The organism is Nitratireductor luteus (genome assembly GCF_026162365.1).
Classification (GTDB): Bacteria; Pseudomonadota; Alphaproteobacteria; order Rhizobiales; family Rhizobiaceae; genus Chelativorans; species Chelativorans luteus.
On record NZ_JAOANW010000009.1, the window covers coordinates 15,939 to 42,352 of the forward strand.

At 60.4% G+C, this 26,414-nt stretch carries 30 protein-coding genes; 2 read left to right on the forward strand and 28 right to left on the reverse strand.

Features of this window, described 5'->3' with window-relative positions; genetic code table 11:
* Nucleotides 1–212: 212 nt before the first annotated feature.
* The 8 genes from N1058_RS14115 to N1058_RS14150 all read right to left on the reverse strand — a co-directional run bounded on the left by N1058_RS14115 (nucleotide 213) and on the right by N1058_RS14150 (nucleotide 5,813).
* Nucleotides 213–707, reverse strand: coding sequence for a S26 family signal peptidase (locus tag N1058_RS14115; RefSeq protein WP_265518224.1), 495 nt, complete (start codon nucleotides 705–707; stop codon nucleotides 213–215).
* Complete coding sequence (locus N1058_RS14120; RefSeq protein ID WP_265518225.1) at nucleotides 704–1,171, reverse strand: DUF2840 domain-containing protein; 468 nt, start codon at nucleotides 1,169–1,171, stop codon at nucleotides 704–706. The genes N1058_RS14115 and N1058_RS14120 overlap by 4 nt, the downstream gene beginning before the upstream one ends.
* Nucleotides 1,164–1,382, reverse strand: a complete 219-nt coding sequence (locus tag N1058_RS14125; RefSeq protein WP_265518226.1) for a helix-turn-helix domain-containing protein — start codon at nucleotides 1,380–1,382, stop codon at nucleotides 1,164–1,166. The genes N1058_RS14120 and N1058_RS14125 overlap by 8 nt, the downstream gene beginning before the upstream one ends.
* 223 nt (nucleotides 1,383–1,605) lie before the next feature.
* A complete protein-coding gene (locus N1058_RS14130) occupies nucleotides 1,606–1,932 on the reverse strand; it encodes a DUF736 domain-containing protein (RefSeq protein WP_265518227.1) in 327 nt (108 codons plus the stop codon).
* A gap of 736 nt (nucleotides 1,933–2,668) precedes the next feature.
* Nucleotides 2,669–4,381 carry a ParB/RepB/Spo0J family partition protein gene (locus N1058_RS14135; RefSeq protein ID WP_265518228.1) on the reverse strand — a complete coding sequence of 571 codons (1,713 nt, stop codon included), beginning with the start codon at nucleotides 4,379–4,381 and terminating at the stop codon, nucleotides 2,669–2,671.
* A 3-nt stretch (nucleotides 4,382–4,384) separates the two neighbouring features.
* Entirely contained in the window at nucleotides 4,385–4,651 is a 267-nt protein-coding gene (locus N1058_RS14140) for a hypothetical protein (protein ID WP_265518229.1), read from the reverse strand.
* 10 nt (nucleotides 4,652–4,661) lie between these two features.
* On the reverse strand, nucleotides 4,662–5,210 hold the full coding sequence (locus tag N1058_RS14145; RefSeq protein WP_265518230.1) for an antirestriction protein ArdA: 549 nt from the start codon (nucleotides 5,208–5,210) through the stop codon (nucleotides 4,662–4,664).
* A gap of 369 nt (nucleotides 5,211–5,579) precedes the next feature.
* On the reverse strand, nucleotides 5,580–5,813 hold the full coding sequence (locus tag N1058_RS14150; protein ID WP_265518231.1) for a helix-turn-helix domain-containing protein: 234 nt from the start codon (nucleotides 5,811–5,813) through the stop codon (nucleotides 5,580–5,582).
* Between the two features lie 116 nt (nucleotides 5,814–5,929).
* Between N1058_RS14150 and N1058_RS14155 the strand changes: the two genes are divergently transcribed.
* Nucleotides 5,930–6,211, forward strand: a complete 282-nt coding sequence (locus N1058_RS14155) for a DNA -binding domain-containing protein (RefSeq protein ID WP_265518232.1) — start codon at nucleotides 5,930–5,932, stop codon at nucleotides 6,209–6,211.
* A 29-nt stretch (nucleotides 6,212–6,240) separates the two neighbouring features.
* Here the strand turns inward: N1058_RS14155 and N1058_RS14160 are convergent, their stop codons facing one another.
* The 7 genes from N1058_RS14160 to N1058_RS14185 form a co-directional block, all read right to left on the reverse strand.
* Entirely contained in the window at nucleotides 6,241–6,564 is a 324-nt protein-coding gene (locus N1058_RS14160) for a DUF2285 domain-containing protein (RefSeq protein ID WP_265518233.1), read from the reverse strand.
* Nucleotides 6,565–6,784: 220 nt separating this feature from the next.
* A complete protein-coding gene (locus tag N1058_RS14165; RefSeq protein WP_265518234.1) occupies nucleotides 6,785–7,036 on the reverse strand; it encodes a transcriptional regulator domain-containing protein in 252 nt (83 codons plus the stop codon).
* A gap of 46 nt (nucleotides 7,037–7,082) precedes the next feature.
* Nucleotides 7,083–7,715 carry an acyl-homoserine-lactone synthase gene (locus N1058_RS14170; protein WP_265518235.1) on the reverse strand — a complete coding sequence of 211 codons (633 nt, stop codon included), beginning with the start codon at nucleotides 7,713–7,715 and terminating at the stop codon, nucleotides 7,083–7,085.
* Nucleotides 7,716–7,807: 92 nt separating this feature from the next.
* Complete coding sequence (locus N1058_RS14175) at nucleotides 7,808–8,533, reverse strand: LuxR family transcriptional regulator (RefSeq protein WP_265518236.1); 726 nt, start codon at nucleotides 8,531–8,533, stop codon at nucleotides 7,808–7,810.
* A gap of 18 nt (nucleotides 8,534–8,551) precedes the next feature.
* Nucleotides 8,552–9,139, reverse strand: coding sequence for a LysR family transcriptional regulator (locus N1058_RS24240; RefSeq protein WP_420847990.1), 588 nt, complete (start codon nucleotides 9,137–9,139; stop codon nucleotides 8,552–8,554).
* Between the two features lie 99 nt (nucleotides 9,140–9,238).
* Nucleotides 9,239–9,925, reverse strand: a complete 687-nt coding sequence (locus N1058_RS14180; RefSeq protein WP_265518237.1) for an SDR family oxidoreductase — start codon at nucleotides 9,923–9,925, stop codon at nucleotides 9,239–9,241.
* Nucleotides 9,926–10,000: 75 nt separating this feature from the next.
* Nucleotides 10,001–10,942 carry a substrate-binding domain-containing protein gene (locus tag N1058_RS14185; RefSeq protein ID WP_265518238.1) on the reverse strand — a complete coding sequence of 314 codons (942 nt, stop codon included), beginning with the start codon at nucleotides 10,940–10,942 and terminating at the stop codon, nucleotides 10,001–10,003.
* A gap of 191 nt (nucleotides 10,943–11,133) precedes the next feature.
* On the opposite strand from N1058_RS14185, the gene N1058_RS14190 reads away from it, so the two are divergent.
* Nucleotides 11,134–11,985: a sugar phosphate isomerase/epimerase family protein gene (locus tag N1058_RS14190; RefSeq protein ID WP_265518239.1), complete on the forward strand. Its 852-nt coding sequence runs from the start codon at nucleotides 11,134–11,136 to the stop codon at nucleotides 11,983–11,985.
* 8 nt (nucleotides 11,986–11,993) lie between these two features.
* Here N1058_RS14190 and N1058_RS14195 read toward each other — a convergent pair whose 3' ends face one another.
* From N1058_RS14195 to N1058_RS14255, 13 genes are all read right to left on the reverse strand, one after another.
* On the reverse strand, nucleotides 11,994–13,595 hold the full coding sequence (locus N1058_RS14195; RefSeq protein WP_265518240.1) for a GMC family oxidoreductase: 1,602 nt from the start codon (nucleotides 13,593–13,595) through the stop codon (nucleotides 11,994–11,996).
* On the reverse strand, nucleotides 13,586–14,017 hold the full coding sequence (locus N1058_RS14200; protein ID WP_265518241.1) for a MaoC family dehydratase: 432 nt from the start codon (nucleotides 14,015–14,017) through the stop codon (nucleotides 13,586–13,588). Before N1058_RS14200 ends, N1058_RS14195 begins: the two co-directional genes overlap by 10 nt.
* Nucleotides 14,010–14,750, reverse strand: a complete 741-nt coding sequence (locus N1058_RS14205) for an SDR family NAD(P)-dependent oxidoreductase (protein WP_265518242.1) — start codon at nucleotides 14,748–14,750, stop codon at nucleotides 14,010–14,012. Before N1058_RS14205 ends, N1058_RS14200 begins: the two co-directional genes overlap by 8 nt.
* A gap of 51 nt (nucleotides 14,751–14,801) precedes the next feature.
* Nucleotides 14,802–16,079, reverse strand: a complete 1,278-nt coding sequence (locus tag N1058_RS14210) for a glycerate kinase type-2 family protein (RefSeq protein ID WP_420847998.1) — start codon at nucleotides 16,077–16,079, stop codon at nucleotides 14,802–14,804.
* 31 nt (nucleotides 16,080–16,110) lie between these two features.
* A complete protein-coding gene (locus tag N1058_RS14215; protein WP_265518244.1) occupies nucleotides 16,111–17,610 on the reverse strand; it encodes an aldehyde dehydrogenase family protein in 1,500 nt (499 codons plus the stop codon).
* Nucleotides 17,607–19,253 (reverse strand): GMC family oxidoreductase, encoded by a 1,647-nt coding sequence (locus N1058_RS14220; protein WP_265518245.1) that lies wholly within the window; start codon nucleotides 19,251–19,253, stop codon nucleotides 17,607–17,609. The genes N1058_RS14215 and N1058_RS14220 overlap by 4 nt, the downstream gene beginning before the upstream one ends.
* A gap of 50 nt (nucleotides 19,254–19,303) precedes the next feature.
* Entirely contained in the window at nucleotides 19,304–20,074 is a 771-nt protein-coding gene (locus N1058_RS14225; protein ID WP_265518246.1) for an enoyl-CoA hydratase-related protein, read from the reverse strand.
* An 80-nt stretch (nucleotides 20,075–20,154) separates the two neighbouring features.
* On the reverse strand, nucleotides 20,155–21,117 hold the full coding sequence (locus N1058_RS14230; RefSeq protein ID WP_265518247.1) for a dihydrodipicolinate synthase family protein: 963 nt from the start codon (nucleotides 21,115–21,117) through the stop codon (nucleotides 20,155–20,157).
* Between the two features lie 75 nt (nucleotides 21,118–21,192).
* Nucleotides 21,193–22,071, reverse strand: coding sequence for a substrate-binding domain-containing protein (locus N1058_RS14235; protein ID WP_265518248.1), 879 nt, complete (start codon nucleotides 22,069–22,071; stop codon nucleotides 21,193–21,195).
* A 140-nt stretch (nucleotides 22,072–22,211) separates the two neighbouring features.
* Nucleotides 22,212–23,192, reverse strand: coding sequence for an ABC transporter permease (locus tag N1058_RS14240; RefSeq protein WP_265518249.1), 981 nt, complete (start codon nucleotides 23,190–23,192; stop codon nucleotides 22,212–22,214).
* Nucleotides 23,189–24,043, reverse strand: coding sequence for an HAD family hydrolase (locus tag N1058_RS14245; protein WP_265518250.1), 855 nt, complete (start codon nucleotides 24,041–24,043; stop codon nucleotides 23,189–23,191). The genes N1058_RS14240 and N1058_RS14245 overlap by 4 nt, the downstream gene beginning before the upstream one ends.
* Nucleotides 24,027–25,556 carry a sugar ABC transporter ATP-binding protein gene (locus tag N1058_RS14250; RefSeq protein WP_265518253.1) on the reverse strand — a complete coding sequence of 510 codons (1,530 nt, stop codon included), beginning with the start codon at nucleotides 25,554–25,556 and terminating at the stop codon, nucleotides 24,027–24,029. The genes N1058_RS14245 and N1058_RS14250 overlap by 17 nt, the downstream gene beginning before the upstream one ends.
* Before the next feature lie 54 nt (nucleotides 25,557–25,610).
* Complete coding sequence (locus N1058_RS14255; protein WP_265518255.1) at nucleotides 25,611–26,411, reverse strand: 3-ketoacyl-ACP reductase; 801 nt, start codon at nucleotides 26,409–26,411, stop codon at nucleotides 25,611–25,613.
* Between the last annotated feature and the right edge of the window lie 3 nt (nucleotides 26,412–26,414).

A 26,414-nucleotide genomic window follows, 5' to 3' on the forward strand; every position in this document is an offset into this window, starting at 1 on the left:
CCACGAAGAAATCTGACCCGCTGGCACCAGCCCACCTCCTGATGGTGCCAGCATGGCGCCAACCGGAGGCACAAAAAACAATGTGCAGACAATGGCTTAACGACCAGCGGGAGGGCGAACCCCGGTTCGCTTTATCTTGCTCTCCGCCGCCCCAAACCCTTCTCCCGCTCCAAACCACGCTGTCTGCTGGATCATGCTGGCGCTCATTTCTGCTACGGGAACCGCAGCCAGATTGCCCGGCCGATGACCAGCGACCGGTCCACCGGCCCGAAGTACCGCCCATCAAAGGAATCCGGATGGGCCTGCAGCACGAAAATCTGATCCTCGCGAAGCACCCTGCATCCCTGCCAGGCGGGCATTGTCCGCCCCAATCGATCCTCGTTTCTGGCCACCGCAACGGTCACGCCATCGAGCAGAATCTCCCGCTTCCGGCGGCAGATTTCGTCGCTGCCGACGGCGACGATGCGCTTGATCAGCGGCATACCGGGCGGCACATAGCGCCGCGTTTCGACAAGGTTTCGGACGCGGTCGGGTACGATCATCAGCACGAAATCGCCCCGCCCGACAGGCGCATCATCGATCCAGTAGAAGCCGATCCGGGCGCTCGCCGAGCCGTTGTAGATCAGCTTCGTCGGCAGCTCCGCGATGCTTGCTGCGGCCAGCGCGAGCATCGAGACGGCCGTGGCTGAAATCGTGACGAGCCTCATCGGCGCAGCCTTTTCGCGGCCAGATGGGCCGCGTGCTGATCACGGGAATAGGCGCGGATATCCCGTCCGGTCGCGAGGCGAACATGAACGTGGCGGTAGTAGGCGGGAGAAATATCTTCGGGCCGAAAGCCTTGGCTTTCCAGCTGATCGATCACCGCGAGGGCCCGCTTGACCCCCGCCTGTCCGGTCATCAAAAGCAGCACCTCCGCGCCCGGCACGACCCCCGGAATCCGGCTCAAAAGCAGCGACGGCTCCCGCGCCTCGATGATCGTGAACCGCCAGTCCTGCGTCCCGTATTCATTGGCGCGCCAGCGCACATAACCGAAGACCTGGCCAGGTTCGAACACGGCGATCGAGCGTCTGCGGTCGAGCTCGACGCGCTCGACCGGCGCGCCGAAGCGCAGCCAGTAATTGAGATACTCGGGATAAAATGCGATCTCGACGCGGGTCAGAAACTCACTCATCGGCGGTCGAATCCTTCTTTCTGAGGTTCGACCAGTCATTCAGATCATCGATGTGATAGCGCACGTGGCGGCCGTGCTTGCGGTAGATCGGGCCACCGCCATAAACGCGCATCTTTTCGAGCGTGTTGGGCTTGAGCTTGAGGAAACGCGCCGCTTCCTTCGTCGTCAGAAAGGGGGCGTCTTCGTCCCAGGGCGGTTCATTGTCAGTCATGGTCGCTCCGATATTGGCAAACGGAGCGGCCGGGCTCTCCCGTAACGCTGTCATGCGCGTGAAGAAAGCCGCTCCGAACAGCGCCACCATCGGCGAAGGACAGCCATTGCGGGACCGGCGAAAACTCGACCTTGAGTTTTCGCCGGACCTTCGGGCGTGATTTGTTCGTTTGAGCTTGCGAAAACCCCCGCGCCGGGCGGCGCGGGGGCTCTGTTTGAAGCCCTCAGTTCGGATTCCACAGGATCGCCATGACGTCTTCGTCGTCCTGGCCGGCGGCCCGGCCGAGATTGGCGTAGATCTTGTGCGGCCCGAATTCGGGGGCTGCGAAGGTCAGCGAGACGTAAGCGTTGCCGCTCGTCTTGCCGGTCCGGTTCCAGCCGCCGCCGATCTCCACGCGGTCTTCGGTATAGACCCGGAAGTCGGGCTGGGCGTCGCTTTCCTTGGCCCGGTTGGGCTGGATGCGGATGCGCTTCTTCAGGCTCATCATCGCGAGCGTGCCCTCATAAGCGCCGTTTTCCGTCTTCGTCACATATCCAAGTGCCTGTGCCATTTTTCAGTCTCCTTGTCGTTTGCCGCTTCGGGGCCCATCCCCTCGGCTGACGCGGGACCGTTGATGGCGGGCGGCGGACGGGCGAACCCGTCAGGGCCGCAGCGCAAGCGGAGGACCGGCGGCGCGCGGTTTTTTGTAGCGAAGCGGCCGCGAGGAAGTCCGCCCGCACGGGCGGATGGGGAAAAAACCGCGCGCCACCGGTTTCGCCCGACCGGCGTTCGCCATTGGTCCACAAAGCGAAAGCCGAGGGGATGGGCCCATGGCGCCCGCGTTGCAGGGAGACCAAAATGGCCGCCGGGTGCCTGGATATGTGACGAAGACGGACGGGGGACCCGGCTCGGGCAGCGCTCCGCCTGATGAGCCGTTGCGCCTCCGAGCGCACCACCGCGCGCACTGGCAGCGTCCCTACCCGACCAGAGATCATCCGCAGTCCGTGGAGACCAGCGGTGGCAGGAACCGCTCAACGTTGCAGGACCGGCCCGATCCAAGTTTCTCGCCTGAGCCGACTATTGGACCCGAATTTCGTGATCGAAGCTATTGCCGATTCTTTGACGGGCCGCCGGCCAGGACGACGAAGACGTCATGGCGATCCGCGCGATCCGTTCATGCGAATAGGCCCCGCGCCGCTTGGCGCGGGGGTTCTCGGATGCCGCATGACCGACCAATCGGCGGGGCGCGGACCTCCAGCAGTGGGTGAAAGGTCCGCACCCCGCCTCCCCCGGATCAACCGAGAATGCTAGCTGGAACGCTGTCTGGCGCGGCGGGCATTGTCGGTGAGCCGCCCGGCTCCAGCCTTGGTGTAGGCGGTAAGGGGGAACCCCATGTAGCGCGGTAGCCAGCCTTCCTTCTTCTCGCGGCCCTCGCCGGTGAGGAAGTCGCGGACGATCTTCTTTTGCACCTTGGTCGTGGCACTGACATTGCCGTCCGCAACCGCCTTGCCGCCGATATGTTTGAGCATGGCGTTGATCGCCGCCTTGTCGCGGATGAGTTCGAAGAAGGCATCGTCCGGCTCCCAAACCGCGCCCACATCGACATTCAGGTGACAGCCAATCTGCTCGACGACGCAGGTTCCCGCCTGCAAAGTTTCGGCCATGACGAAGGTCAGGATGCGCATGATTTCTGCATCGCTGAGCTTGATCAGCGCGGCAAACAACTGCCCGACGCGATGGTCGTCACCGTTCGAGCGCACAACCGAATGGCCGTGTTCGGGCAGGCCGAGGAGTTTCAGGATTTCGGTGCGCTCGGCCTCGAAGGCGGCCTGTGCCTTCGACTTGGCAAGGCTCTCGGCGGTGACTTCCTTGTCGGCCTTTTGCGGCTCAGGCCGCGTTTGCCACAGGGCCGATCCGCCGATGGCATGGGCAACCATGAGGCGCAACGTCAGTTGCGGCTGGCTCAACAGTGCATGGCGCACGGCAGCATGCCGGTGCAGTTCGATATAGTTCTGCGCGGCGGCGGTGAGTTCGGGGCGTACCGCCTGTGCTTCCCCTTCGGTGGCATCGCCACCGGCCAACTTGCGCATACGCTTGTCGTGCTCCTTGCGGGTGATGAACCCTTCGTGGAACGTCACTTCGCCGTTGGGCCGGACCTCGACATAGACCCGCCCGCCGTCCTTCTTGGCAGTCTTCACATGATCCCATGACTGGAAATGTTCGCCGCAATCGAGGACAACGACATCGTCCCATCCGGCCTTGATCATAGCCTCGCGCTTCTCGGCAATCGCAGCGTTCTGCAGTGACCAGAACCGTTCAGTATCGGCAAAATAGCCGCCCTCCCCGAACAGGTCGGTGACGATCTCGCCGGCGTAGCTGCCCAGCGGGAACAGCGCCACGCCGGTCTTGATCTCGCCGCCGAACAGCCATTGCTTCAACTGCCAGCCGCGCGGCGCATACTGCTCGGGATCGCAGAACAGGGCGAGCCACTCGGCCTGCTGCGCTTCACTGGCCAGCGTCAGTTGCCGGATGGTTTGCGTATCGATGTCCTCGGCGCGATAGGCTTCGCGAATGTCCGGCAACAGATTGCCGAGCGCCAGGGCGCGTTTGACCATAATCTCGGTTGTGCCGAAGGTCGCGGCGATATCCTCGACCGTACGGCCTTCCGATACCAGCCGGGCGAAGGTCTCGTACTGGGCCATATTGTCGGGGTCGAGCCGGGCGATGTTCTCGATCAGGGACGCTTCAAGCGCGGCCGCGTCGTCGCGTTCGGCCATCACGGCGCACGGCACCGGCTCGATCTCGCCGCCTTCCTTGGCTATTGCTTTGAGCGAGAAGAACCGCCGCCGTCCGGCGACGATCTCGTAGCCCTTGCCGTTCGGGCGAACGAGCAATGGCTGCTGGACGCCGCGCGCCCGGATGGACGGCAGGATGTCGGAAACGTCCGGGGCCTTGCGGGCATGGCGCATGTTGAAGGCGGACACCTTCAACTGGTCGAGCGGGATATGGGTGAGTTCCATGGGTCAGTCCTCCTGTTTGCGGTCGGTGGATGCGCCGCGTTCGACGGCGCGGAGAAGGTCGATCAGGTCGCACTGGTCGCGCGCGGCCGGATCGAACAGGCCGATGTCGCAGGGCTTCTGCTGGGCATCGGGATTGCGTTTCGGGGTCATTGGCGCGGCCGTCCGGGCGACAAGCTGGTCGCGCAAAGTGATCGGCGCGACGCCCGGAACAAGCATCTGCTCGCCTTCGGGCGTGATTTCGGTCGTTATGGGGCAGGTGTCTTCGGTCATCGCCCCGCCCTCACCGTGACCAGAAGACGTGCACGTCCTCGAAGCCGGGTTCGACGGTGAACACATCGCCATTCAGCTCCATATCGCGGGCCATCGCCGCGTAGTCGATGTAGTGGATCAGCGTCGGCGGGATGTCGGTGGTTTCCTCGGTGATCTCCTGTGCGAAGTCGGCAAGGGAGCGGTAGCAGCCCGCATATTCGTCAAAGGCAGCCTCGGCCTGATCGATATCGCCGCCGAAATGCTCCAGAACCTTCGCGCCGAGTTCACCGCGCTCGGCAATGAAGGCGGCCAGTTCCACCAGGCGCTCGATGCCGGAATATTCGTGAAGCTCCGCGCCCTCGAAGCCCTCATGGTCGTGGATCGCCCATTCCTCTGCGCCGAAAATGGGTGAGGCGTTCAGCATGGCGGAAATCTCCGCCTGAATGGCTTCCGGCTCCTGATCGGCGTCGATCCAGCGTCCGTGCAAATAGCCGTTATTGTAGGCCGCAAGGCAGGCCACATAGATGCGCGGCCCCGTGCCTGCCGCTTGCTTGAAGGTCTGTTCGGTGTGCTCGGTCATGACCGCTCTCTCCGTCTCCGCGCCGCTTTCCCCCGAGGTGGGGGGCGGCGAAGAGGCCCGTCAGCCCCGAGCGGGCGCGGCGCAACCGGTTCGGTAGGAGAAGGAAGACGATCTGGACGGATATAGAGCCGAAGCGGTTGCGGCGCGACCGCTCGGGGCTATAAGGGCCGACCGCCCCCCACCGACAGGGGAAAGCAATTAGAAAAACCGCGCCGGCGCCAGCTGGCGGCCTTATCCCGAAGCGTCAGCTTCGGGCCCGCGCCAGGGGGCGAAGCCGGATGGCCGAGACCGCCCGAGCAAAGCGAGGAATAGCGGGCTCGGTTCACGAGCACCCGGTGCGCGGCGACAGCCGCGCAGGCGCCCAACCATCTATGATCGGAGCTTGGCAAGTATCTCGCATGGATCGGCGTCAAGCGCGGCCGTCACCTCGAGAAACTCAATAACATCGAGGCGTCGTTCCCCACCCTCGTATTTGGCCACAAAGGACTGCGGGCGACCGAGCCTCTCAGCAACCTGCGTCTGGGTCAGGCCTTTGGCCTTGCGCAGTGAAATCAACTGGTTCAGAAATTGCTGTTGGCGGGGAGATCTAAGAGATTTGGGCATGTGGGCGAACCGGTCGTGAAAAGACCGGACACCGGCTAATCCCAGTTTCGGATTATCCCAGTTTGGGATATTCTGCTTTCGCTCCGTTACGAAAAGAGGAGAGGCTCGCAGCGATCATGAATCGACCGACGGAAACTGGTGTAGCACCAACCTCACATCTGGCCGAGGAAGTGCCTTGGTCGGACCGCCTCACGGCGTACGACAACGAGCACTTCACCATCTATATGCGGCTCCTGGACGCCTCGGCCGATGATGCCAGCGAAGAGGAAATGGCGCAGCTGATCCTCGGCATTGATCCGGTTACCGAACCGACGCGTGCCCGAAAGGTACTTCGCAGCCACCTCGACCGCGCGAACTGGATGGTCACGACGGGCTACAAGGAACTGTTCGCCGGGTGACAGGCACCCTCGGTCATGCACTGCTTTCTTTACACGAGGAAATCCAAATATCCGCTGTTCATCAGCGTATGACCGCGCAAAACGGCGCGGCGGATGCGATCGCGAAGATGATTACCCGGATCCGCCCAGTCTTCCTGGATGCGCTCCCGACCCAACAGCGCAATCGCGATGTCGCGGTGGGACGCACCGTTTAGGCTGCCGTCGAGTGCCCGAAGCACGAAACGAAGGCGATTGCCACGTGCGTCCGCTGGAAAGAGACCAACTGGAAAGCGCCCTTTGGCGTGGAGCGCATTGAGACAATCGAGCGCCACCAGACGATGTTTCGTCGATTTGGCGTCCCAGATCGCATGCACGCGTAGCCGCACAGGTTCCGTGATATCCGCGCCGGCGACACAGAGTTGGAGATCCCGGCCGCCAGCACGCAGCAAAACGTGCTGATGGTCGTCAGACGTCGTCAGGATCGTTGCGTGGCACGACATACTAGCCAGATCAAAGAATGGCGGCGTCGCCGGGCGATCGGCAACGACCGGAAGTACCAGCGGACATTGCCGCGGGCACCAGAGGACAGATGCATCAGAGCTTGCGGAATCGGCGAAAGAGAATGCCCCAGCGTGAGAGATCAACGGCCGACCTGATCACCTGAAGCGCCGCGCGCACCTCGGAACACATCGCCTGCTGGATGGCGATGGCCAGTTGGTGCCTGAATTCCGGATTGCGTCTGAGGAATTCCCATGCCCATCCCCGCCGCGTCAGCTGAGCGGTGTAGGCATATGCTTTCTCATTCCGCCAGTCCGGCGGGTTGGCATTGGGAGATCTCGCCATCATGCCGATGCTCTCCGCATTCGGTAAACAAGAGCGTTGCAGGCAGCCATCAGAGACTCCTTGTAACTACCGGCACCCACAGAACAGGCTTGGCGAAACCACCATTGCGACGGATCTCATCGAGGCTCTCGGCTGATACGGGGAGAAACCCGGCAACTGCGCGCGTGGTGCCGATCGTCCGCGGTACGGCGATGCGTTCCAGTGGCCAGCCTGCGCGGTGCAGGATCCGCTCCATGCGCAGATCGGTCACAGTCACAATCTTGCGCAGGCCGCGCGAGAGCCCAAATTCGATCATGCCCGCAAACAGTTCGTAGGTGCCGCGCGCAATGCCCCCTGCCCTTTTTGGAGTGGACGGTGGCAGGTCCAGCGCAAAACGGCTGCTCTCCCAGATATGAGGTGTCTGCGGTGGCGACAGGCCGTCCAGAAGCGCGGGAAACGTGTCGCGCAGCATTGTCGGCCCGGTCGTGGGAAGAAGACGGACGCATCCATCGACGCGCCCCTCCTCACCACGAAGCAGGAGATAGTGAGGCTTCAATGAATCGAAGGTATCGATCTCGAACCCGCCGCTGGTGCTTACGTCCCAATCGAGCCGCTCCTTGAAGACGCGGTAGCGCAGGCGATGCATGTCGTGAAGTTCGTAGGCGAAGTCGCCGTACCGATCAGGCGCAATAAGCTGCAACATCAGGGTCTCCTCGCAAGAATGACCCTGAAATTGAATGTGAAGCGGACCCGCGAAGCATCCTGTCGAGTTTCACAGGAACCATGACGGCCGCATCAACGACGGAACGGTCCGTGGGCGGAAAAGCGGGCGATGGCCTGCGCTCTGGTGCGAACGCCGAGCTTTGCCTTGGCGTTGTCGAGATGAAATGTAGCCGTGCGCTGCGTGATATCCAGTATGGCGCCGATATCGCGAGCTGACTTGCCGCGGGCTGCCCATTGCAGGCACTGGTACTCGCGCGGGGTCAGTCGCACGCCGTCCACAATCCGGCATCCCGAACGCTTGCGGCGCAGCTCGACATGAAAGCAGGTCGCCATGAGCTGGAGGGCCTGCTCGTAGCGATCAGCGACCCGCAGGAAGGCGTGATCATCCTCGTCGGCGGCAAACGTCATTGCGGCGAGGCCACCGCGGCGGTCGGCAATCGGAATTGTAAGCCCACAGCAGATACCGAACTCACTTGCTTCATCGAAGAGCCGCCTCTGGGCCTTCGAAGTGTCGGAGCAGCCGAATTGTGGTCCCCACCGAAACGGGCATCCGTCGCACCTTGCCCTGGTGATCACCGGATCGATCTTCTCGTACCGCTGGTTCAGGTAGCGGGTCGTCCAAGGGGACGGGTAGTTCGAGATCAGCCTTGGCGTTCCCGAGACGTCAGACGGCAGAGACAGATAGGCGAATGTGCGCAGATCGAATGCCCCAGCGGCATCAGCCATTGCCTTGCGCAAGTCCGCTTCATCGACACTCTCCGACAGCCGCTCCCAGAATGTTTCGTAGATGTGCTGCATACGTTTGTGTCGCCATTCTCATATAGGAAGTCGCATGGTGGGGTTGCCTGTGTCAGATGTCAGGCAGTCGAGTTCACGTTGGCTGGCAAGCCTGTGCTTCTTGGATCGAGCAATGTGGAGTCGCTCGCACCACAACTCCGCACATTCGCAGTTGCGGATCGGGCGCGAGCCAAGCATGAGGACGTTATCGAGCTCGCGCGACCGCAGGCGGCGATGTGTTCGTCGCGGCCGCCATCCCGAACGTCGATGTGCACCTTCGGATATTCCCGGCGATAAGCGACAAGCAGTTTCCGGAGAAACCCACCTGCAGTTGAGGTCAGGACGCCGATCCGGACGGTCCGCGCGGCCGGCGGCGCAAGCCGAACGGCGCGCCTGCTCGAGTTGCCGAAGCGCCGGCTCCACATCATCCAGGAAACGCTGCCCCGCATTGGTGAGCCGCGCGCCCGTATTGCTCCGTTCGAGCAGCGAAACGCCGAGCTTGTCCTCCAGACGCATGATTGTGCGGCTGAGGCAGGACTGCCCTACTCCGATCGTTTCGGCCGCCCGTCGCAGGCTTCCGTTCTCTGCCGCGGCTACAAAGCGGCGGATTTCCGAGAGTTGGGGCATGACATGATACGAGGCGACTTTGAGAAGGGCATCGAATGCGCTATGGTGTGCACGACAGCAAAAAGATCATTTATTTCAACGCTCTGCGTTTCAACAATTCTACCAAGGCAAGTCGATGCCCGCATTGTCGACATAGCGTCCATTGTCTATTGTCGTCATCGACTCGATCACCTTGCGCACGGAACGGGCGTTTTCTTCCGGTGTCGATGGCGCATTGTCGCCGCCCATAGAGGTTCGCGTCCAGCCGGGGTGCACCATCAAAATGGTAATCCCGTCTTCGTGCCAACGTGTCGCCATGCCGCGCATGAGACTGTTGACGGCTGCCTTCGACGAACAATAGTCGTAAGCGGTTCCCGGATGGTTGGTGACCGAGCCCCAATCGCTCGAAATGGTCACGAGCCGCGCAGCGCCCGCTTTGGCCAAATTGGCGCGCAACGCAAAAGACACGCGGGCGGGACCAATCGTATTGACCTGCAGCGTGTGCTCCCAATCGGCAAAGACAACCTCTTCAGGTACACTCCATTTGCGGTAGTGAACGCCGGCATTGTTGATCAGGATATCGACCGCCTGATCACCCACCTTGTCCTTAAACGCCGCCATCGAGGAGTCGCTCGTGACATCAAGCTTAAGCGCCGTGAGGTTGGGATATTTTTTGGCCAATCGGGCAATCTCGCCGCCGGACGGATTCAAGCAACCGGCAATGACACGGGCGCCTTCCTCGGCATATTGCTCCGCAAAGGCAAATCCAAGCCCCATATCGGCGCCGGTTATGATGATCGTTCGCATACTGGTACATACAAGCCATAGTTTGATGGAAAAATGCCGCCGCGAAGGTCGGCTGCATCCGGTCGGCATGGAATCTTAATAGCCCTTGCCGCGCATCTCTTCGGCGTTTTCTGCGGTAACAGCGACCGAATTCAGAATGATCTCCTTCTCTATCGTTTCGCCTTTCGCCACCTTGTAGGCGTACTGCACGCCCTCCGGCGCGCAGTAAGGATAGGTGAACGTGGCGTCCATCTTCCCTTCAGCCACCAGATCGATGGCCCCATTCGCGCCATTGATCGCCACGATGCTGACGGGATCGGTGCGGCCAGCTTCTTCCATTGCCTGTATTGCCGCGAACGCCATCTCGTCGGCATGGGTGTAGATGGCGTCGAACTCTCCTGGCCCGAAACGCTGCAGCGCGTCGACCATATAGGCAAGCGCCTTCTCCTGCAGATAATCGCAGTAAGGGTTGGCAACGATTTTCATGCCTTCGTGACCCTTCAGTCCGTTGGCGAAACCGACATTGCGATCCACCGTTGCCGAGGCACCGGCCGACCCCTGCAACTCGATGATCTTCGCCTTGCCGCCGAATTTGTTGACCAGGAATTGACCTGCCGCCTCGCCGATCGGCAGATTTCGTGCGCCAATATGACTGGTAACATCGGTATTGACCTCGCGGTCGATCGTCAGGACCGGAATGCCGGCCGCCATCACATCCGCCACGACGGGCGTCAGCGCGTCCGCCGTGACCGGAGAAATCATCAGGACATCGAGCCCTTGAACCATCAGGCTCTCGACATCAGCCACCTGCTTGTTGGCATTGTCCTGACCGTCGGTGAATATGAACTCGACGTCCGACAGGTTTACATCGATATATGCATTGTTGGTTTCCACCATGGCAACGCGCCATGGATGGTTCATTGTCGCCTGGCTGAAACCGATGCGATATCTTTTCTGAGCCAGCGCCGGGCGCGCCAGTGCGAATCCAGCGGCAGATGCCGTGAGCATCAAGGCGCCGCGTCTTGAAATGACTGTCATTACACCCCCCTCCTCCGTGAATGAAATCGCTATACAGCGGTGGGTTAAGAAAACGATTTCACGCGAAGTCTTCACAATTTTGGCGCACTTGTCAAGTTATTGGCCTTTTTCGGCGCATCGATTGCAAGTATGGGAATTTTCGGGCAAACGTTTTCTCAATAAACGGCCATCACAAGGCCTTGGGAGGAGATATGCTTGAAGGGTTTGGTGTTCATTCCAGCATTTTCGCGTCCGACTGGATCAGCGGCGCGTCGCACGCGGTCGACGACTCCGTCCGCTACGGTCTGGATTTCATTGAGATTCCACTTCTCGACCCCGCCAATTCGCAGCCGGAACGCGACCGCGGCCTGTTGCAGAAGAGCGGGCTGAAAGCGCTGTGTTCACTCGCACTGCCGGAAGGTTGCTGGCCATCGGTCAACGGTGATGAGGCGGTCGATTTTCTGAAGCTGGCCCTTGATAAAACCGAGCAGATCGGCGCGGTGGCTCTCAGCGGCGTCATCTATGGCGGCGTTGGACAACGCAGCGGAAATCCACCCACCGACCGAGAGATAGACGATATCGCGCGCGCGCTGGAGAAAGTCGCCGCCTATGCAAGGTCCAAGAACATCGCCCTGGGAATCGAGCCGATTAACCGGTACGAAAACCATCTTATCAATACCGGCAGCCAAGCCGCTGGCCTGATCGAGAAGATCGGTGCCGACGGGATGTTTGTTCATCTCGACACCTATCACATGAACATCGAGGAACGTGGCATAGCCCGCGGCATTATCGATTGCGGCGAGCATCTGGGCTATATCCATCTGTCCGAAAGCGACCGTGGCGTTCCGGGCAAGGGAACCGTTCCCTGGAACGAGATCTACGGGGCGCTGGCGGCGATCGGTTATAGCGGCGGCCAGGGCATTGAAAGTTTCGTCAATCTGCCGCCGCAATTTGCCTCTGCCCTTTGTGTCTGGCGGCCGGTTGCCGACAGTGCAGAAGAAGTCATGGCCGCCGGTCTTCCGTTCCTCAAAAATCTTTCCAGGCAATACGGACTGACGGCGTAAGCCGTCTGTCAGGGTCGGCCCAAAATCATGTCGGCGGCCTTTTCGGCGATCATGATCGTCGGTGCATTCGTGTTGCCCGAGACGAGTTGCGGCATGATCGAGGCATCGACGACCCGCAGCCTGTCTATGCCATAAACCCTCAGCCGATTGTCGACCACGCAGCCCTCGTGCGGACCCATCCGACAGGTACCGACCGGATGGTAACCCGAGCGAGCCTCGCGCCGAATATAGTTCGTTACAGCCGAGCGTGACTGCACCTGCGGGCCTGGCATCGTTTCATTCGCCAAATGACGTGCCATGCTCGGCTGGTTCATGATCGCCCGGCACATTTCGAAAGCCTCCACCGTCTTTTCAAGATCGTCAGGCTCAGCAAGAAAATTCGGATCGATAAGCGGCGGGTCGGCCGAGTTGGCCGATCTGAGGCGCAGACTGCCCCGCGACTTCGGATGGAGATAGTAGGCGTTGAGCGTACAGCCATTGTCCGGAGCACCCTCTTCGGTCACTGCCTCGATGCCGGAGCCGGCCAGAAAGTGAAATTGCACGTCGGGAGCTTCCGCGCGCCCTTCCGTCGACCAGAACGCCCCGCCTTCGACGATCACCGAACTGGCCGGTCCATGCCGGTCAACCAGATAGCGAAGCCCGACGCCGAGCTGGCGCAGCGGATTCTTGTAAACGTCATAGCTGTTGATGCCGGCAAGCTTGTAGATCGCGAAGACGTCGAGATGATCGTGCAGGTTCTGGCCGACTCCCGGCAGATCGCTCCGGCATGGGATGCCATGTGTCTCCAGCTCTGTTGCAGGCCCCACGCCCGACAGCATCATCAATTTCGGCGTGTTGAGCGCGCCTGCGCAAAGCAGGACCTCGCGTTCGGCTCGGACCTGCCGTAAATCGGCGCCGCGGCGATAGGAAACGCCGGTCGCGCGGCCGTTTTCGATCGTGATGCCCTCCACCATCGCACCTGTCACGATGGTGAGATTTTTGCGGCGGCGGATGGGAGACAGATAGCCGCGTGCAGCGCTGCAGCGCCGTCCGTCGCGGTTTGTCACCTGATAAAGGCCACAGCCGGCCTGGTCCCCGCCATTGAAGTCCTCGTTGTCCGGCATGCCGAATTCGCGGCAGGAGGCGAGAAACGCCTGGCTCAGCGGATGGACATGGCGCTGATCGGCAACACCCAACGGGCCGTCTGTGCCATGAAGCGGCGGGCCCTTGCTGGCATTGCCTTCCGCCTTGACGAAATAGGGCAGTACATCCGAATAGCCCCAGCCTTCGCAGCCAAGTGCGGCCCAGTTATCGTAGTCGGCGGCCGTCCCTCGGATGTAGACCTGTGCATTGATGGAACTGCCGCCGCCCAGAACGCGTGCTTGCACATATTCGGGCGTAATAGCGTCCTGATGGTGTTGCGCGGCGAGATGAAAACCCCAGGTCAGCGGCCCCTTCGCCGCGCGATAATAACCAACCGGCAAATGGATAAAGGGATTGAGATCACGCGGCCCGGCCTCGAGCAGGAGAACGCGACAGGCCGTATCCGCCGAAAGGCGGTTGGCCAAAACGCAGCCGGCCGAGCCACCACCGACAATGACGAAGTCATACCGATCCGCAGCTATACCCATTTGAGAATGTGCTGTCCGACACAGACGGTTTCGTCATTCTGGTTGGTGATGGTGATCTCGGAAACGGTGCGCCTTTGCTCCTCCAGCACATCTCGGACCTCGTAACGCAAGTGCACATTGTCGCCGATATAGACCGGCTTGACGAAGCGGATGCGATCATAACCGAGCGAAACCGGCGTCGCGCCGTCGCGAACGCCGGGCACCCGTTCCACGATTTCCGTCGAACAGGCCGACATATAGGCAATCAAAAGCGCACCATGGGCAATGCGCTTTCCATAGACAGAGCCGGACATATCTGCCTCGTCCATGTGATTGGGCGAGAAATCGCCACTCAGCTCCGCAAAGCTGTTGACCGCCGCTTCGGTCACGGTGTGATCCTGCTCGACGAAATCGCCGGGCTTCAGAAAAAAACCGTCAGCCAAGGGTACGCCCTCCATTGACCGCCAGGGTCTGGCCATTGACGAAGGACGCCGCATCGGAGGCCAGGAACGCCACGGCACCGGCAATGTCCTTCGGCTTGCCCATCCTGTTGAACGGGAGATGGGGGAGATAATCGGCAATCATCTTGTCTTTCGCCATTTCTTCATGCCGTTCGACGGTGATGAACCCCGGCTCGATGAGATTGACGTTGATTCCGAACGGGCCCAGCTCACTGGCCCACGACAGTGTCAAACCAAGCATGGCCGCCTTGGCACCGACATAATGGGCGAACTGGGCGTTGCCGATATTGACGACCTCGCTGCCGATATTGATGATCCTGCCGGAGCCACGCGCCTTCCAGCCGGCCACGACCTCCGCCATCAGCAGGACTGGCGCCTTGACGCTGAATTCGAGCTGAAAAAGGTGGTCTTCCCACGTCTGCTCTTCCAGCGGAATCACATCGTGATGGCCAACGGCATTGTTGACGATACAGTCGAGCGCACCGAACCTTTGATGCAGCTCCGCAATGCCGGCCATGACCGCATCGGCTTCCGTTACATCGAATTGAAAGACATCCGCCTCGCCGCCAGCGGTCCGGATCGCCTCGACCACATCCTCGGCCGCGCTGCGGCTGTTGGCGCAATTGACGGCAACCCGGTGTCCGTCTTTCGCCAGCGTTTCGGCAATAACGCGTCCCAATCCGCGCGATGCACCCGTCACCAATACAGTCTTCATCATCGCCTCCCGTAGAATGGCTCCATCCGCGGAGCCGTTTTTTGCTCCGCGTCAGGAAATTAAAATGGCGCGGAAATCATTGACATTGGTTCGCGTCGGTCCTGTGACCAGCAGGCTCTGGGCGGCATCGAATGCGCTCCAAGCATCATTGCCGGCCAGCAGCAATTTGGGGTCGGCACCCGTGGCGCGAATGCGGTCAGCCGTTGTCCCGTCGCAGAGCGCTCCGGCATTGTGCTCGGTACCGTCGCGGCCATCGGTGTCGGCGGCGAGCGCGTAGATGCCGTCGCGCCCGGCGATATCAAGCGCAAAACCAAGCAGGAATTCGCTGTTTCGCCCGCCCTTGCCCTCGGCGCGCACGGTTACGGTGGTCTCGCCGCCGGACAGCAGCAGACACGGCGCGGTGAAAGGCTGGCCGCGATCTTTGATCTGAAGCGCGAGCGCCGCATGCACGCGGCCCGCATCGCGAGCCTCGCCCTCGACACGATCCGACAGGATGTGAACATCGTAGCCACTTTGGCGCGCCTGCGCCGCGGCCGCCTCCAGCGAAACCTGCGCGCTGCCGATCACATGGCATTGCGCCGCGCCAAGGCGAGGATCGTCAGGCATCGGCGCCGAGCAATCTGGGTTGTCCAGCCATCGCATCAGCGCCTCTGGCAAAGCCATGCGGTAGCGCGTGACGATTTGCCTTGCCTGATCGCGATCGGTCTCGTCGGCGATCGTTGGCCCGGAGGCCACGAGATGCAGGATATCACCGGGAATGTCCGACAGGACCAGCGTGTGCACCCGCGCAGGATAGGCCGCGGCCGCCAGACGGCCGCCCTTGATGGCCGAAAAATGCTTGCGCACGCAATTCATCTCGGCAATTGTTGCGCCGGACTTCAATAGCGTATCGTTGAGCGTTTGCTTATCGGCCAGATCCAACCCGCCGGCCGGCAGACACAGCAGGGCAGAACCACCGCCGGAAATCAGTGCGACAAGTTGATCGTCCGGCCCCAACCCTTGCGCAAGCGCAAGGATGCGCTGCGCCGCCAAAAGGCTGTCATCATCGGGCACCGGGTGTCCGGCTTCGACGATTTCGATATCCTGGCACGGTTCGACATAGCCATATTGGGTGACGACCAGACCTTCGAGTTTGCCCCGTCCTGCATCGTGCCAGGCTGACTCGAAAGCCCGCGCCATCGCCGCTGAACCCTTCCCTGCGCCAACGACGACGGTGCGGCCGCCGACAGGCTCGGGAAGAAACTCACCGATCACACGTTGCGGCTGCGCGGCGGCGACCGCCGCATCGAACAGGTCGCGCAAAAGCGCGGTGGCTTGCTCGGACGTTATGGTGCAGGAGTGTGCGTTTATCACGGCAGTGCTATTTGACCCAGTGGTCGCGCTTGCCGAGGGCAATGTGGACCGATTTGACCTCGGTATATTCCTCAACGCCGTAGACGCCGGTCTCCCGTCCATTGCCCGATTGCTTAAAGCCGCCGATCGGAAGCTCCGGCCCGCCAGCGATTGTCGTATTCACCCAGGTGCGGCCCGCCTCGACGCGGCGCATGGCGTGAATGGCCTTGTCGAGATCCTTCGTCCAAATGCTTGCGGCAAGACCGAAGATGCTGTCATTGGCGATTTCGATGGCCTCTTCGAACGTCTCGAAAGTCTGCATGGCCAAAACCGGGCCGAAAATTTCATCACGCGCCACCGCCATCGACCGTTCGACATCGGTCAGAAGCGTCGGCAGCACGAAATGTCCACGCTCGGTCTCAACCGCGCAGCCGCCACAGACGACATTGGCTCCATCCTGCTTCCCGCTTTCGATGTAACCGAGAATTTTCTCGAAATGTTGCGGTGAAACGATAGCGCCGAGCTGTGTTTCGGGATCGAACACATCGCCCATCCGGACACGCTTCAGCTTGTCTGCGACCAGCGCGGCGAACTCCTTCGCGACCGATTTTTCGACGACCAGCCTGCTGCCCGACACACAGCATTGGCCCGCATTGAAGCAGAGGCCGAACACAACGCCATCGGCGGCATCTGCGAGATCGGCATCGGCGAAAACCACCTGCGGGTTCTTGCCGCCCAGCTCCAGCCCGAGCTTTTTGAAGTTTCCGGCAGATGCCATCAACGCCCTGCGGCCAACATCGACCGAGCCGGTGAACGACAGCATGTCAATATCGTCATGCTCGGTGATCGCCTGGCCGACCTCGGGGCCCATGCCCGTGACGACATTGAACACACCAGCCGGCATGCCGGCCGCGGTCAAAATCTCGGCCATGCGCAGCGTCGTTGTCGACGTCAGTTCGCTTGGTTTGCAGACAATCACGCATCCGGCAGCGAGCATGTAAGGAATGCGCTCAGCCAGGATGATGAAGGGAAAATTCCACGGGATGATCAGTCCGATGACACCGATGGGCTGGCGTGTGACCACGCCAAACATATCATCGCCCAGATTGTTGAAGCTGTCCCCGTGCAGCGACCGCGCAACGCCTGCCGCGTAGTCGTAGTGGCCGGCTGCCCCTTCGATTTCCCCGCGCGATTGCGAGATCGGCTTGCCAGTTTCGAGCGTCTCCCAATAGGCCAGTTCGTCCAGATTCTCACGAATGCCGGCGGCCGCTTTCAAGAGGACGGCGGCGCGCTCGGCGCCTGACCAACGCGACCACGCGCCGCTTTCGAAGGACTTGCGGGCCGCAGCAACCGCCTCGTCCACATCGGTTTTCGTGCACAGAACGGTTTCGCTGACAGCAACGTCATGAGCCGGGCTCAAACGGGTCAGAACTTCCCGCTCGCCGCGATCTCGCACCTGTCCGTCGACATAAAAACCGAGCTGGCGCGGTTCAGACGGAAGCTGGGGCGAATTGGCGTGATTGTTCATGGGGTTTTTTCCAAGGCCTTTGTTGGGGTTTCAGCGGTCGTCGCCGCCGGGCTCGAGAGGCGGCCCAGAACCAGATCAGCACCACGCTCGCCGATCATGATCGTCGGCGCATTGGTGTTGCCGCTCGGCAGAACCGGCATCACGGACGAATCGATGACGCGCAGCCCGTCCATCCCGTGAACGCGCAGCTGCGGATCGACCACTGCCATATCGTCAACGCCCATCTTGCACGTCCCGACCGGGTGATAATCGCAGCACGCATATTGGCGAGCGTAGGCGAGGATGTCCTCGTCGGTTTTCGCATCCTCGCCAGGCAGGCGCTCATGCTCGATCAGACCGCTGATTGCAGGCTGCGACAGGATGTTGCGGATTTCGCGCACCGATTGGATAGCCATCTGCCGATCGTAGGGATCGGCAAAATAGTTCGGATCGACCACCGGCTGATCGGCAGGATCTGACGATTTAAGCGTCAATGTGCCCCGACTGCGCGGGCGAAGGAACGTCGAATTTACGGTAAAGCCGTATCCGGGAATCGTCGATTGTCCACCGCGCACAACGGTGGCCGGCGCGACGTGGATCTGCAAATTGGGCCGGTCCTCGCCTTCGGTTTGCAGAAATCCGCCGCCTTCAACGATGACTGAGGCCGCAGGTCCGCTGCGATAAAGAAGCCATTGCAGGCCATGCACCATGCTAATCGGAAACTTGTCCTGGCCGTCATAGCTGATGCGCTTCTTGGTCTGCACATGAACGTTGGTGCAGATGTGATCGTGCAGGTTCTTGCCGACGCCATGCAAATCATGCACCGGCTCGATGCCAAGCCCTCTCAATTCATCGGCAGGGCCGATCCCCGACAGCAGCATCAATCGCGGCGAGTTGATCGCCCCGGAAGACACAAGAACCTCCGATGAAGCTTCGGCGCGTTCGACCTGGCCGCCCACCTCATACTCGACGCCCTTGGCGCGTCCGTCTTCGGTCAGGATGCGAAGTGCCCTTGCACCCGTGAGAACGGTCAGGTTCTTACGGGTGCGAATGGGCCACAGATAAGAGACAGAGGTCGAGCGCCGGCGACCATTGCGGCAAGTGACCTGGTAGAAGCCGGCGCCATACATCGTTTCGCCGTTAAAATCGGCATTGTAGGGCAAGCCATATTGCTGCATTGCTTTGACAAAGGCGCGGCTGATGCCATGCGGAGCGACCTGATCGGAAACCCACAGCGGTCCGTCTTGGCCGTGATACTTGTCGGCCAGCCGGTTGTTGTCCTCGGCCTTCTTGAAATAGGCAAGAACGTCGTCGTATCCCCAGCCTTCGTTGCCCAGCGCAGCCCAGTTGTCATAATCCTCTTTCTGGCAGCGGATATAGATCATCGCATTGATCGCCGACGAACCGCCCAGCGTCTTCCCTTGCGGATACCACACGGCGCGGTTGTCGAGATGCTTTTGAGGCGCGGTGAAAAAACGCCAGTTGACGCCAGGCCCGAACAGCTTGCCAAGGCCGCCGGGAATATGGATCATCGGGTTCCAGTCGCGGCTGCCGGCTTCCAGCAACAGCACCCGGCAATCGGGGTTTTCCGACAACCGGTTGGCAAGAACGCAACCGGCGGAACCGGCACCAACGACAATGTAATCCCAGCCTTTTTCACGCATCTCTTCATCTCCGGGATGGAACCGGACCATCCAACCTCGACGTCAGTCGCTCAGCGGCCCTTGAATTTTGGCTCGCGCTTTTCCGCGAATGCCTTGAGTCCCTCGATCCGGTCTTCCTTTTCGAAGGCAGCGACGGTCAGTTCGTGCTCCAATGCCAACCCCTCACCGAGCGGCAATTCGAAGGCGGCATTGACCGCGCGCTTGGCATAGGGTGTTATCGCGGACGATCTGGATGCGATCTCGCTCGCGATTTCGACCGCGCGATCCTGCAGCACTTCCAAGTCAACCGCTTCGCTGATCAATCCCTTGCGCTCAGCCAGATCCGCATCGACCATCGTTCCGGTCAGCACCATCTGCATCGCAAAGCTCTTGCCAACCAAACGTGGTAACCTTTGCGTCCCGCCATCGCCGGGAAAGGAGCCGATCTTGATTTCTGGCGAACCGAACTTCGCGGACTTCGCTGCAATAATGATGTCGCACAGCAAGGCAAGTTCGAGACCGCCGCCCAGGGCATACCCATTGACCGCCGCCAGGATCGGCTTGGGGAAATCCTCGATCCGGCGCCAGATTTCCAGTCGGTCGGGATCGGCATAGGAAGCCGCTCCACGTTCAATCATGTCGCCGATATCGGCGCCGGCGGCAAAGGCACGTCCGTTGCCGGTCAGGATCACGCAGCCGACCTCGGGCACGTCCTTGACAGTGTCCAGATGGGCAACCAGTTCGGCCAGCAGCGCTTTGGACAAAGCGTTCAGCTTGTCGGTGCGGTTGAGTGTCAACCGCACCACGCCTTTGCTCGGCGCGTCTTTCTCGACCAATGCCATCGGCAATTTCCTTTCGAGACAAACGGGCCAGCCAGGGGTTACCCCCCGGCGCACCGTTCACGCAGGTCCGGCCGCATCGCTCAGGCGGCGTTCCGGTAGACTGTATCTGCAGTCAGTCCGGCCTCTTCGAGCATACCACCGATTTTAGCAATCTCGTCCGGACCAGGCTTAACCAGGGGCGGACGGACATAGGACTGTTCCAGCTTGCCGAGCAGCACAAGCGCTTCCTTCATGCGGTTGTGCATGTCGAGAAGTGGCGCATCATAAAAGGCGCGAACGGTCGGATAGATGCGGTCGTTGATCGCGCGCGCCGCGTTCAGGTCGCCGGCCTGAACGGCACTGAACAATGAGACCTGCAGGTCGGCGATCACGCTTCCCGCACCAGACAAGAGACCGTCGCAACCCATCGAAAGCGAGCCCAAGAGCCAGGCACTATGGGTGGTCAGCGTATTGACGGGCTGATCCAGCTTCTTCAGCTCCCGCATCTGGTATTCGTGCAGATTGCCGTCGCCAATCTGGTCTTTGACCGCGCGGATCGTCGGAAATTTGTTGCACAACTCCAAGAGCGTCCCGATCGGATGCGACAGATTGGAACTCAACGGATACTGGAACAAGATAATCGGAAGGTCCGACGCGTCGGTGATAAATTTCAAATGCGTCTCAGTCATTTCCGGCCGCAAGTGACCACCCAGCGTCATGAAGCTGGGTGGAAAGACGAGCAGCGCGTCGGCACCTTCTTTTTGCGCATAGGCTGCCATGCGTCCGGCTTCCATGCTGGACTCTGTATAGACACCGGCGATCGTCGGCAGTCGGCTGCCCAGAACGTCTTTGGTGACCACGATGGCGCGATACTGCTCCTCGATGGTCAGCGCATGCACTTCCGCGGCATGGCCATTGATCGTAATCCCCGCAATACCGTCCACGGATGCGATATCTTCAAGATGAGCACGATAGGCTGCCTCGTCGATACCAAGGTCAGCATCGAACGGCATCAGGCAGGCGGGGATCACTCCTTTGGGTTCAAACGGATATTCACTGCTCATCTCAAGTTCCTTCTAGGTCTGGTAAAATCCGGACCGCACGGCTGACGTCGCGCGATCCGGTTGGGAGGAAATCGATCAGAAGCCGGTTCCAAGCATTTCATCGATGTTGTCGGCATCGACCTGCTTGCCGGGAAGGATGACTTCTTCTTCCACAGGTTCGCCCTGGGCAACTTTGTAGGCAATCTCGATGCCTTCCGGCGCGACATAGGGGTAGGTGAATGTTGCGGCCATCTTGCCTGCCTTGATCGCCTCGAAAGCGGTTTCCTGGCCGTCGACACCGACAACCATCACTTCTTCGAGCCGGCCAGCGGCTTCCAGGGCCTGAACGGCGCCGAGCGCCATCTCGTCATTGTGGGCGTAAACAGCCTGGATTTCGCCGGGGCCGAAGCGCTGAAGCTGGTCTTCCATGAACTTCAGCGCCTGCTCGCGCAGATAGTCGGCATGCTGGGAGGCAACCACTTTAAGGCCGCTGCCCTCGATGCCTTCCATGAATCCATCATGGCGATCGACTGTCGCCGAAGCGCCGGCAGTGCCCTGAATTTCGATGATCGCGCCTTCGCCACCCAGTTTCTCGACTAGGAACTTGCCGGCCTGCTCGCCGATCGGCTTGTTGAGCGCGCCAACATGAACCGTAACCGGAACATTGACTTTCCGGTCAAGTGTGACGACTTTAATGCCGGCGTCGAGCGCATCCTGGACGACTGGCGTTAAGGCGTCAGATGTCAGCGGGCTGATCATCAATACGTCGATTCCGCGTGCAATCAGGCTTTCCACGTCCGTCACTTGCTTTGCAGAATCGTTCTGGCCGTCCGTTACGATGAGCTCGACGTCAGGCAGATTTTCATTGGCGTATGTCTGGTTTCCCTCGACCATGGCCACGCGCCACGGATGGTTCATCGTGCCTTGCGAAAAGCCGATCACGATGTTGTCCTGGCTGAGCGCGGTGCCGACCATTAGGCCGAATGCGGTAGCGGCGGCGGCCGCTACACCAATGAACATGCGTTTCGAGATCTTTCGCATAAGGGTCCTCCCTGTTTTTTGCTAAAGGTTGATGAGGTTCATCATCACCTGCCCGATAACCGGAGCAGGCATGCTCAAGACGACCTCCGCCGCCTTTGCATTTCGTAGAGAACGGCGCCGACGATGATCGCGCCCTTCACAATCTGCTGGGTGAACGGCGTGATGCCGATCAAATTCATGATGTTGGCGAGAACGGCGAGAATGGCCGCCCCGATTATCGTGCCGACAATTCCGCCCTCGCCGCCAAAGAGGCTGGTGCCGCCGATGACGGTAATCGCGATGGCTTCCAGTTCGATGCCGGTGCCGGCCGTCGGCTCGCCCACGGTCAGCCGCGACACAAAGATCAGCGCGGTCAACGCGGCCAGCATTCCCGAAATCACATAGACCGAAAAGGTCACGAAACCGACATTGATGCCCGAGAGGCGCGCCGCTTCTGAATTTGAGCCGACGGCATAGATCTGTCGACCATAGGCGGTGTAGCGCAACACAACGATGGCGATCGCCGAGACAACGAAGAAGATCCACACAGGCACTGGCAGACCGAGGAAATCACCGCGGCCAAGCCACATGAATTTTGGTGCCGCCTCTCCAAGGCCGATCGGCTGACCGTTGGCCAGCGTAAGTGCTAGCCCGCGGCCCATAACCATCACACCGAGCGTCATAATGAACGGAGGCACTCCGCCAAGCGTCACACCCAGACCATTGACTGCGCCGAGCGCGGCGCCTGCCAACAACACTAAGAGAATGACCACGCCTGGTGCCCACCCATCTGTCAGCATTAGCGCAGTCACGACCGCGCAAACCCCAAGGATCGATCCGACCGACAGGTCAATGCCCTTGGTGAGAATCACGAATGTCATGCCAACACTGACAATGCCGAACAACGCCACCTGACGCAGCACGTTCGTCAGGTTGAGCGGGTTGAGAAATGCCGGTGAAAGCAGGGCTGCAAAGATACAAAGACCCAGCAATACCCAGATCAGCCCGGACCGTTTGGGCAGAAACGAGAAAAAGATCTTGCTGCTGCGTGGTTGTTCTGTCGTGAGTTCGGTCATGCGGTTGGTTCCTGATGAGCGTAATCGCTGTCGCGCGCCAGCACGCGGCGGATGGCCGCCGCCGCACCGGCATCTTCATTTGTTGTCGAGACCCAGTCGGCTATCTCTTTGAGCGCCGGCGTCGCATTACCCATCGCAATCGCGGTGCCGGCCCAGTTCAGGAGTTGCAGATCGTTTTCGGAATCGCCGATCGCGCAGACCTCCTCGGCCGAAATCTGCAGTTGGTTGCAAAGCCGGGCGATGGCCGTCTGCTTGGAAACGCCGTGGGCATTGATCTCTAGGAGATGGCAATCGGAAAATGCGAACTGAAATTCGCCGCTGAAGCACCTGATGAGATCGTCCATTTCCGAACCGCCACGCGGATCAAGGCAAAGGATTTTCATGACTGGCCCGTCATCACTCACACCGCCGGCAGCGATGCGCGGCCTGATACCGGTCGCCAGGGCTTCTCGGTCAACAAGCGGTCCGTCTGACAGTGCAAAAGAGCCCTCAGTCGTGAACCAAACGGGATTGAAGCCGGCCATGCCAGCAGCAGTGACCACGCGGATGGCTGACTGAGGGTTCATTGTCTGGCAATGCACCGCACCCTGACCGCAAAGCTTGCCCGTCCATGCACCGTTAAAGCACACGCACACACCGGAGATGCCCAAGCGATCGGCATACGGGCGAAGGGCTTGCGGCGAGCGCGCCGTCGAAGGGACTACCATGACGCCGTCGTTCAGGGCGTGCGCCACCGCATCAGCGACATCGGGAAGAACGCGATAGTCATTCGTTAGCGCAGTACGGTCCATATCCAAGGCAATCAGCCGGACCTTGCCGTGCGGAGCGACGATGTTAGTGGAAGGTCGCATGAGTCATGATCCCTTCCTCGGTGACGTCCTCGCGCATAATCTCAGCGGTTATCTCACCTTCGCGCATCACAAGAACGCGGTCGCACATGCCGATGATTTCCGGCAGTTCAGATGAGACCATGATGATCGCGAGGCCCTCGCGCTCTGTCAGATCAACCAGCAGATCATAAATTTCACGCTTGGCGCCGACGTCGACACCGCGTGTCGGCTCATCGACCAGCAAAATATCGCAATCGGCGTTGATCTGCTTGGCCAGAACGCATTTCTGTTGATTGCCGCCCGATAGGTTGCCAACCGGCGACTCGATGGTCGGCGTCTTGATACGAAACGCGCACGACAACTCGTTAACCCGGCTGCGCTCTTTGCGATGGTTGATCAGACTGCCGCTGAGATGTTCTTTCAGGCGCGAAATCGTGATGTTGAACTTCACGCTCTGGGCGAGGAACAATCCCTCCGTCTTGCGATCCTCCGGCGCAAATCCCAGGCCATAGCGAACAGCCGCACGCGGTGAAGGAATACGCACCGGCTTGCCGTGCAACTCGATCTCGCCTCCATCGATCGGATCGGCCCCGACGATGGCTTTCAAGAGCTCAGATCGGCCGGCGCCGGCCAGACCACAAACGCCGAGTATTTCGCCGGCCCGCAAATGCAGCGAGATATCCTTCAAGACGCCCTTGCGCGTCAGGTTTTTGACCCGGAGAACCTCGTCGCCGAAATTTGGATTGCGATTGGGGAAGAAGTCGGAAATCGACCGGCCGACCATCGATTGGATAAGCGTCTCGGTGGTCCATTCCGAAATCGGCTCACTCTTCATCACCTGCCCGTCACGCAAGACCGTGGCGCTCTGGCAGATATCGAAGACCTCTTTGAGCCGGTGCGAGATGTAGATAAAAGAGACACCTTCATTCTGAAGGCTGCGGATGGTCACGAACAGCTTCTCAAGTTCGCTGTCGCCAAGCACCGCCGACGGCTCGTCCAAAACGATCAGCTTTGCATTCTGGGAGACAGCCCGCGCAATCTCGACCATCTGGCGCTGCGCCACACCCAATTTGCTGATCTCGGTTTCCGGATCGATCATAAAACCGAGGCGGTTCATGTACTCGACCGCATCGGCACGCGCCTTGCGCCAGTCAACCAGCCCGCCTGCCTTGCGCGGCAACCTGTTCAGGAAGATGTTTTCGGCAACGCTCAAGTGCTCGGCTTGGGCAAACTCCTGATAGATAACCGCTAGCCCGCATTCGATCATTTCCGAGGGCGTTGCATTGGTGCGAATGGCCCCATCGAACGCAATGATGCCATGATCGGCCCGGTAGGCCCCGGACAGAATTTTCATCAGCGTGGATTTTCCGGCCCCGTTCTCCCCCACGAGCCCGTGAACCTCACCGCGCTGAACTTCGAAGGTGACCTTCTGCAGCGCTTTCACGCCGGGGAAAGATTTTTCGATTCCGACCATTTTCAAAATGGCATCAGAGTCCAAAACCTCTCTTTCCAACTTGTCTTTATCGTCAACCATTCTACCGTCCATCAACGCATCGCGGTTGTGAAATCGTTTTCTTTCAATTGCGCATTAAAGGCGCGGAATTTGAATACCGCCGCCAATATTGAAGACATCGCCTGTGCTGAACGGGATGGCACCGGAAGCAAGCGCGGCGACACCTTCGCCGACATCTTCCGGCTGACCCCATCGGCCAACTGGTCCCAGGCGCCCGGCGCGGACATCAGGATCGTAACGCTCGTACACATCCGCGGTCATATCCGTTTGGATCAGGCCTGGACGTATCTCGTGAACGGAAATGCCGTGCGGAGCCAGACGAATGGCGAATTGCTGCATGGCCATCGACAGACCGGCTTTGGAAACGCAATACGGCCCCTTCTCCGGCGAAACCATGTAGGCGTTCGCCGAGGTCAGCGTGATGATGGACCGCGCGACCTTCTTTTCGGCGGCTAGCATGCGGCGCGCGACGGCCTGCGTCATGAAAAACGTGCCGCGAAGATTGATCGAGATCAGCCGATCGAACGCCGCTTCGTTAACGTCGAGCAGATCGCCACGCTCGGAAACCTGAACACCGGCATTGTTCACCAGGCAGGTGACATCACCCAGCTCGGCTTCAACCTTCTCGATCAGCCCCGCATGCGCATCTGTGTCGGCAATATCGTTCTTGGCAAACCAGGCCCGACGCCCCGTTGCCACGAGCAGATCGAGCGTTTCATGGGCAAGATCGTCCTCGACGATATCCACCAGAGCGACATCGAAGCCACGGCCGGCGAGAGCCAAGCAGATGGCGCGACCGATACCGCGTCGTCCGCCGGTGACCAGCGCGACACCGCGCTCAGTCGACATATCTGATGTGGGCAGCGAGCCGGGCATGTC